The organism is Nostoc sp. UIC 10890, assembly GCF_054786515.1.
Map to the genome: position 1 here is coordinate 1 of NZ_JBSGKF010000037.1, position 8,115 is coordinate 8,115.

Annotated in this window: 7 protein-coding genes; 4 read left to right on the forward strand and 3 right to left on the reverse strand. The window is 40.7% G+C overall.

The annotated features are described in order from the left end of the window. Positions 1-247: 247 nt before the first annotated feature. On the reverse strand, positions 248-1,045 hold the full coding sequence (locus tag ACWATR_RS37970; protein ID WP_460344916.1) for a hypothetical protein: 798 nt from the start codon (positions 1,043-1,045) through the stop codon (positions 248-250). 233 nt (positions 1,046-1,278) lie between these two features. Here ACWATR_RS37970 and ACWATR_RS37975 point away from each other — a divergent pair, with 233 nt between their 5' ends. Both ACWATR_RS37975 and ACWATR_RS37980 read left to right on the forward strand, forming a co-directional pair. Beyond that, the gene (locus tag ACWATR_RS37975) at positions 1,279-1,614 is read left to right on the forward strand and encodes a hypothetical protein (RefSeq protein ID WP_323234423.1); all 336 of its coding nucleotides are present in this window, start codon (positions 1,279-1,281) and stop codon (positions 1,612-1,614) included. A gap of 467 nt (positions 1,615-2,081) precedes the next feature. Beyond that, positions 2,082-3,002 carry a hypothetical protein gene (locus tag ACWATR_RS37980; protein ID WP_460344919.1) on the forward strand — a complete coding sequence of 307 codons (921 nt, stop codon included), beginning with the start codon at positions 2,082-2,084 and terminating at the stop codon, positions 3,000-3,002. 44 nt (positions 3,003-3,046) lie between these two features. On the opposite strand, the gene ACWATR_RS37985 is transcribed toward ACWATR_RS37980, so the two are convergent. Then, complete coding sequence (locus tag ACWATR_RS37985; RefSeq protein ID WP_460344922.1) at positions 3,047-3,583, reverse strand: GNAT family N-acetyltransferase; 537 nt, start codon at positions 3,581-3,583, stop codon at positions 3,047-3,049. Continuing rightward, entirely contained in the window at positions 3,573-4,112 is a 540-nt protein-coding gene (locus ACWATR_RS37990; protein WP_460344926.1) for a P-loop NTPase family protein, read from the reverse strand. The genes ACWATR_RS37985 and ACWATR_RS37990 overlap by 11 nt, the downstream gene beginning before the upstream one ends. Before the next feature lie 122 nt (positions 4,113-4,234). Here ACWATR_RS37990 and ACWATR_RS37995 point away from each other — a divergent pair, with 122 nt between their 5' ends. Together ACWATR_RS37995 and ACWATR_RS38000 are read left to right on the forward strand one after the other, a co-directional pair. Beyond that, positions 4,235-4,492 carry a hypothetical protein gene (locus tag ACWATR_RS37995; protein WP_460344929.1) on the forward strand — a complete coding sequence of 86 codons (258 nt, stop codon included), beginning with the start codon at positions 4,235-4,237 and terminating at the stop codon, positions 4,490-4,492. Between the two features lie 478 nt (positions 4,493-4,970). After that, positions 4,971-8,115: chromosome partitioning protein ParA (locus tag ACWATR_RS38000; RefSeq protein WP_460344932.1), on the forward strand; the 3,145-nt coding region annotated here is incomplete at its 3' end.

Consider the following 8,115-nt stretch of genomic DNA (forward strand, 5'->3'; position numbering starts at 1 on the left):
CTCCTGACCAAACAATTCGCAATTCGCAGTTCGCAATTCGCAATTGGAAATGCGAATTATGAACTAATTGATTAATTGGCTAAAAGTGGGTATAAGCCCCCACCACACCGTAGGTTGGTGATCAACAAGAGAGTGGGAGGTGCAAGCCCCCACTAAATTGTCTTAATTGCGAATTGCGACTTGCGAATTGCGAATTGGAGTTGACTCCTGACTCCTGACTCCTGACTCCTAGATTCTGACTACTGAATTACGCTGTAACTAACTCTGTTCTCTCCAGCAGCCATTGCAATTTATCGCCAGTTAGCTGTTCTAACGGCTGATCTAAAAAATATTCATCAAAAATGGATTTACCATCAGTAGACACGTCCACCCTCGACAATGAGCGCACAGCATCAAACACCGAGTTAGAATACTGCTGCTGGGTTGAATAACGCCTCTTCACCCACCAGTTTCTGTCAGTGCATCCGACTTGCCCCAGTTTCACGCCGTTGTTGTTGTAAATGCCATCATCGAGAATTTCAAACCCGTAATTTTGGCACTCGTTGAAGATATGCGCCATGATTAGGTTTTCGATCGTGGGGGGTGTTGCTTCTTGTTCCTGCACGGGTAACGAACCGTCTTTGTAGTGATTGCAGATGAAGCGATCGCAACGCATTGGGGTATTGGCACGAAATACTTCTTTATCGTTGACCGTGACTACCCAGGGTTGGGTTAAGTGGTTGTCGTCATGGCTAATGCTGGCTATGAGTTGATTATCAGCGTAATATTCGTGATGGGAAAATGAGATTTCGACTATTCTGAGGGGTTCGGGAGCTACAGCTTGGGCTTGGGTTGCGATGTAGCTGTCGAGTTCGGCTTGGGCGAGGGCTTGGTTGTCAACCTTTTGAAGCTTAATGGATTGGTCGGTGATAATTGCGTTTACCCAGGATTCTTTGCAACGTTTGTCTGAGACTTCAGTTTTAGTATCAAGTTGGGCATAAATAGTTTTAAGTTGATTGAGAGTTTTTCGTTGCAGTTGTTGTTGAGTGTAGATTGGGTGTGTCATGATAAGTGTTATTACATCTATAGAGTAGGTGTTTTACAAAAGGCGATTGCCTCCAAAGTTTCTCAGGCTAAGGGCATCGCCTTTTGTTGTAAGCATGGTTTTCCTTGCTAACTAACCCTATATTATGCTTTTAAAAGCATTTTGTCAAGCTTTTAAAAGCATAAATATTGGTTTTAAAAGCTTGCTATTTTTCTTTTAAAAGTATAGAGTGATTAGGAAAGGAGGTTATCACTATGTCTGGCATTAGCAAATTGCCTTATGCCTTTGTAGACTTATATAGAAGTCGCAGAGGTATAAGTATGGATATGTCCCTAATTAGGGAGCGGATGGAGGAACTAGGCATAGATTTAGCAACATTAACCCGCCGCTATTGTGAGATTCGTCGCCGTAAAGGGGATGAGTCTGCAACCCCTGTCAATCGGAGAAATATGCTTGCTAAAGCAATATCTGATCAAGGAAACCCAACGCTGGAAACTTTCATGGATATACTTGCTGCTTTAGATGGCAAAGTCCTGATTGAGTGGAAAAGCACAAAGGTGAAAGAGTTTGGAGGTGACAATGCCGCGTGAGCGCAATTGTAGGTGAAGCAATTAACTTGCTGGCATGATCATTAGGTTTCTGGGCTAGATTAAAGCTGAAATGTAAAAGCTAATGAGACAGTGGTTGTAGATAACAATGCCTACTTTTCAAAAAATCAAGCTATCAGAAGGGAAACATCTAACCGATACATAATCAACCTTACTGAGCGCTATGAGAATTAATCGCCCTTTAAAAGGGGCGGCCTCCACAATTTTATTTGCTTAATATTCACCTATGGAATTTCCACACCTTCAAAGGAGTTTCCAGGCATCGTAGTCCCACAAGTTGAAAAATAACTCAGCGATCACAGGTGCAACAGATGCAAATATATCTAAACAAGCTCACGAAAAACCCCAACCTCAGTAAAAGGTTTGGGGAATAAATATCAATATAGTTACATCCATATCATGGCACAACTCGATATTCGTTCCAGCACTGTTCAGCTAGAGGTGAAATAATGCCTAAACCACCTTCTAGAATCAACAAAGCCACCTCTGCTGCAAAGAGTGATTCAAAACCACCTGTTAACTCTGCAAACGAGGATATCTCTGTTGAGGAAAATCTAGCTACAGCAACGATTACGGTTACTGCTATTGAAATTCCAGAGTTGACAGAGGAAGAACAGCGCGATCGCCTGCACTTGGAGAGGAAAGTGGAGCGGGCGTTTTTTGAGGCGGGTAAAGCGCTGGCAGAATTGCGCGATCGCAGACTGTATCGATCCACGCACAAAACTTTTGAAGAATATTGCCGCGATCGCTTTGGGCATAGCCGTCGGCAGTCTTACCTTTTAATGGATGCAGCCGTTGTTTTCGATAATTTACTTGAAAAATGTGATCCATTGGATCACATTTTGCCAACTAACGAACGTCAAGTTCGACCAATGACAAAGCTTGAACCCCAAGAACAGCAAGAAGTGTGGGTAAAAGCGGTGGAGCAAGCAGGGGGTAAAGTGCCACCAGCTAGAATCGTTAAAAACGTAGTGCAGCAAATAATGGAACGCACCCAAGTAGCCAACACCTACCAGTTAGGCGAAGTTTGCCAAATTCTCGCAAAGGACAACCCCGAACTCAGAGGCAAGGGTGGCTGTTGGGGTATCGTTAACCATGTGGGCCAATTCAGTTGCACCGTCAGAACCTGGGATGGCGAGTATACGGTTGGGTTACAGCACCTGAAGTCGTACAACTACTTGCCTGCCGAGTGTGAACAGATGCGGGTAATTTGTGATCGCATCGGTCGAGTGTATTCTGATTCGCTAGAGGAGACAGTCAAAAGTTTGTTACAGTCGTTGGGGAAACTGAATCGACCTTATCTAACTGCTGTGGAAGAGAAATTGTTGAGTGTTGTGGAGTTGGAATATGGGAACGAGATAAAGTTTTAAGAATTATGGTCGTTTTTATATAGTAAGTGTGCAACAGGTTCTCGTTAGGCATCATGGTTGAAGTGTAATGCCAGATGCTCCTCATCAAAATATCTACCATTAATAAATAAAGCATTACGCTCTAAACCGAAACGCTCAAAACCCCGTGAGCGATAAAGAGAGGCGGCTGGTAAATTGTTTGTAGTGACCGTGAGAACGATCTGTCGCAGACCATTAAGCCGTCGAGCATGGGATAATGCCTCATCAAGAAGCGCGGCTCCAACACCTCGCCCTCGATTCTCAGGTAAAACATACATACTCCAGAGAGAACCAATGTGAACACGCTTCAAACGGTTCTCGCGTGAGAAGCCAAGCATACCAATAAGTTTGTCTCCATCGCTGAAAGCACCGAAAATGCCGTTAGCAGAATTATCGTGAGGGCGAAGTCTGGCAGCAAAGTCGGCCAAAGAAAAACGGGATTCCTCCTCATAACTGGAAGCAAATGCTGTGGGCGAGTCTCTCAATGCTTGCAAACGTAGTTCGCGGTAAACGACGATATCTTGGGTGTTTAAAAATCTGATTTCCATAGATTTATGCACCATCTTTTAAATTAATCTGGCACTCAATTAATTCAAAGAATTGCGAAATTTCTTTAGTCGAGCGAATATGATAAACATTTTTCATGCTTTGAGCCTGCTCGATATACTCACGATATTTTGGGGTCAAATATTTGTGACATAGCCAAAGCGCGCGGTAGCTAGTAAGCGAACTCCTCAATATTGGACTATTGTCAGGCCAGCCTAATGGCGGTTTAAAGTAACCTGTAATAAATCGTTTAGTTACCAACCATCCATGCACATATAGAGGTAGATCGACATAAACCAGAGTATCTGCCTGGTTGAGTCTTAGCCAGAGAGTTTCCATGCAGCCAAACCCGTCAATAATCCATCGGTCAGTAGCTAAAATTTGCTGATGGACGTGCTTATAATCTTCATGTGGAACCTCAGTTCCCCCTGATTGATATTTAATCTTGTCCAAGATGTGAAGTGGCAAATCGGTGATTTGAGATAATCTCTTGCTCAAAGTTGATTTGCCGCCTCCAGCATTGCCAAACACCGCTACTTTTTTCATCACCACTCTCCTTTTAGGGCGATCAAGTTCAAGCTGGCACAAGTTTGTTACCAAAGAATAAGAGTTTTATTTATATTACTTTTATAATACAAGATATATTACAGAAATAAAAATGTATTACTTTGCCCTGGTTATTATGCACCGTCAAAACCTGGGATGGGGAATATACTGTTGGGTTGCAGCACCTGAAGTCGCTCAATTACTTGCCTGCCGAGTGTGAGCAGATGCGGGTGATTTGCGATCGCATCGGTCGAGTGTATTCGAGTGGACTGGAGGAATCGGTGCAGAAGTTTTTGGAGTCGTTAGGGAAGCTGAACCGGGCTTATTTAACTCCTGTAGAAGACAAATTATTGAACGTTCTGGAGTCTGAGTATGGGTAAAGATAACCCTCTGAACACAAGTATTTCAGGCGTTGCAAGTAATCAGACTTTACAATAAATGCCCATATTAGAGTACACCAAGCTTTACCAGCTATGGCATGGGTCAGTTAATGAAAGCAAGCAACTACTACTGGGGCGACAGATTATGGAAAAGAGCGAATGTGTTGATATTGTAGCTCCATTGGTAGAACAAAGGGTTTTTGGAGGGGTATGAGTTCAGTTGCCATCTGTGCTGTTATGGAAACTGATTTAAGTATATATGGGTTGGAACTACGATTAATAGAAGTATAAGCTAGCGAGTGATTGCCAGCCTTTTGAGGCTGTTACAAAATGTTGATTGCTGAAGCCCTTAATTTTTATATTCTTTTATGAATTTATACCAGTATATCTTTTTAAGAGATATAGTATTAATTATGACAAATTAATTACTAGTTTGTGGCAGCCTATTCATGATGGCAAGCAGAATTTTTAGAAGTAAATGGCTAAAAACTGGTTGATTCTAGGTGTACTTAGCTTTGGTGTTGGTTTTGGCATAAGTCTAGCAGTAGATAGAGATGTTAAACGAGCGGCTTTGACTGGACTGATTACAGTACCCGCTACATCTGTAGGAGTTTTGGTTACAGAGAAAAGGCGTAATGGGCAGCTTAATGATACGCCCTTCTCGATACAAACACGAGTTGCAGAACTTGAGAAGCGAACTGAAATTCTTAACCAGGAAGAAGCGAGCCTTCAAACAATTATTGCTACCAAAAAGAAAGACAAGCAACAGCTAGAGGTGACGCTTGGCAATCTGCAAATAGAGATGAGTCAACTACAAACCCTCTCAGTAGAACAACAATGCCAAAAGACAACCATAGAACAAGATTTAGTAGAAATAGAAGCCCAAAGGCAACAGTTAACGGCAGAATGCAATCACTTACAAACATGGACTCACGAGCTAAGACAACAGGAGTTAATACTCACCCAATCTTTAGAGGCGAACGCTACCCAAAAGCAACAACTGGAAACTGACTCTAATTCTCTTCAAAGCAGGCTAAACCAGTTACAAGTCCAAGTTTCAAATCAACAGAGCTACAACCAGGAGCAGGTTGATCTGACAGCACAAAAACATCTGCTAGAGACAGAGTTACAAAGCCTGCAATCTCAAATTCACAATCTCCAAAAACTGACAACGAATTTAAATCAATCACTTGAAATGATTACTGCCCAGAAGGAAGAGGCAGAGGTTCATTTTAACCAACACACGCAAGAACTTAGCAAGCTACAAAATCAAATTGCAGCACAAGCAGATTATAGTTCCAAACTTACTCAAGACCTAGCTGATTTGGAACAGCAAAAACATCATTTAGAAATTGACTTATTTCAGTTACAAAACAGAATTAATGATTTAGAACAACAGTTAACTTATCTAAGTCAGTCTGTCACAAGTATTACAAGTCAACAAGAAGAAGCACAAGTAAGTCTTAATTATTTACACACGGAACTGAGTCAATTACAACAGCAAATTTCAGAACAACAGGAGCAGAAAGAACAACTAATTCAAGAACTGACAGCATTAGCTACTCAAAAAGAGGAGATAGCAGCAGAATTATCACAAATTCAACTTGCTCAAATCCAAGCAAAACAAAAGTACGAGCCTTTACTCAGCAATCCTAATACTGAATTACCACCAACTCGAATTGCTTCTACAAGAGGAGCAACTACTTCACGCAAACCATATCCCCAAACCAGGGTTAGCTCTAAGTTTATGAAATCTCAATATACAAAAAACTTATGGGAGGAACAAATATTACCACACTGGTCTCATCGCGATCGCCCAGCCGGACATAGATTTCTTGGTAGTATTTATATTAAGCAAAAAGCTAGTGAAGAATTACTTGATATTGTCGGTCAAAACCTACAACAGTTAGACAGATTTACCTATGATTCACTACAAGATAGATTTTACGAATTAGAGCAAAACTGGCTAAAAATTCTTACTGTTGCTCTTTCAGAATATGCTTACTATTATTCCAGTGATAGATTTTGGCAAGGCTTTTGCGAACGGCTAAATATTAACCACAACCAAGGAGTAGAACATACCTTTCGTCGAGTTGTTGATGAAGGAATAAATCTGCTAGGTTTAGTCCGAGCTAAAGGTGGATATAAATATATCTCAACCTTATGGCTACAAAGCGGTATTCCCGAGCAAAATCTTGTTCATTTCGCCCAGCTAGTTCAAGAAATTGCTGATGAATACGGTTGGTGGGAATTAGCTCATACTTCTGATGAAGAATTATCACAATTACTATTAAGCATTTGTCAAGAAAAGCATCTGCAATGGGGTACATTAATTAATTTTCTTAAATCCAGCTATTCTGAAGATTCGGAAACTGAACCGATTTCTGGACAACTATTGCAAGGTATTGCTATAGTTGCTCAAGAATTAGAACTTAAAAAAGCTTCTCCCAAAGCTTTAGAAGATGAAAAGCAGCGAGAAGAAATATTAGGTAATTATTACCTACCACACAATTTTTTCCTGCGGAACTGGAATGCTTTAACTCAAGTTTTAACACCCAGATCCGGCTCTAGTCAAAGTCGAGGTATTGTAACTCGACGTAGTAAACCTCTATTGTTGAGTTTAGATATTGGCGACTCTTTGAACACACAATTACTGCTACCAGAACAAGTTTTATGGAAACCAGAATGGCGAAATCTTAGAGGAACCTATTGTCGGATTCCCCAAGCCAAATGGGAAGATACAATTCCCACAGATGGAGATTTAATTATTCCAGAACTCCTAATTGAGATTAATCAAGCATCTGAAAACTGGAATTGTCAAATGCTTGACCATAATCGCCAGAACTTACTTGAATGGCACTACAAAGGTATTAACAGTGATCTTCCATGTTTGGTATTTGATGCCTCAACAGGAGAACATTTACCTCTCAACTTATCTCAACCCACAATTATTGCTGTTGATCAGGTATTCTGCTTCACCCCTAAAGATATCCAACCAGAATTCGCTAACGGGATTGAGGTTTTAGATAGCTACATACCTTCTAGTATACAGGGATGGCGAGGTCGGCTCATTAGGTTAACAACTCCAGAGTCTTCAATTGTATTAACGATACCTAAAACTAATCATTCCCAACTGATTATCTGGAAGTTGGTAAAGTCAGATGAACCAGTATTTACGGGTTTGAGATTAATAGGTAAAAATACTATTTATTTGGAACCCCCTACTTTCTGGTATCCACCTATTAATCAAACTTTAGATATTAATGTATTAGTTGAAAATATTACAGAGCGGTATATTGTTGCTCGCACAATTGAAAGTTTACCATCTAGTAATTGCTGGGTTGCCATTAAACTGACTCAGTGGATTACCAAACCCGGATGCTATGAAGCACGTTTCTGGTTTGATCAAAAGCGATGGTCATATCGATTTGAGGTGAAATCAAAATCTCAAATTTCTGGAATTACTCCATTAAATAAGCCACAAATTAGCAGTAATTCAGGTTTTTCGGAAGCAGACTTACCTATCAAACATGATACTTCACACAAGTTTTGGGCAGAAGTTATCAAACTTGAAGGACTTTGGCCTTTAGAAGAAGTTATTTTATATTTATCTAATAGTAATG

Bases quoted from the DNA above. Each gene is read 5' to 3' on its own strand.
- ACWATR_RS37970 (WP_460344916.1), bottom strand. From the start codon at position 1,045: ATGACACACCCAATCTACACTCAACAACAACTGCAACGAAAAACTCTC.
- ACWATR_RS37975 (WP_323234423.1), top strand. From the start codon at position 1,279: ATGTCTGGCATTAGCAAATTGCCTTATGCCTTTGTAGACTTATATAGA.
- ACWATR_RS37980 (WP_460344919.1), top strand. From the start codon at position 2,082: ATGCCTAAACCACCTTCTAGAATCAACAAAGCCACCTCTGCTGCAAAG.
- ACWATR_RS37985 (WP_460344922.1), bottom strand. From the start codon at position 3,583: ATGGTGCATAAATCTATGGAAATCAGATTTTTAAACACCCAAGATATC.
- ACWATR_RS37990 (WP_460344926.1), bottom strand. From the start codon at position 4,112: ATGAAAAAAGTAGCGGTGTTTGGCAATGCTGGAGGCGGCAAATCAACT.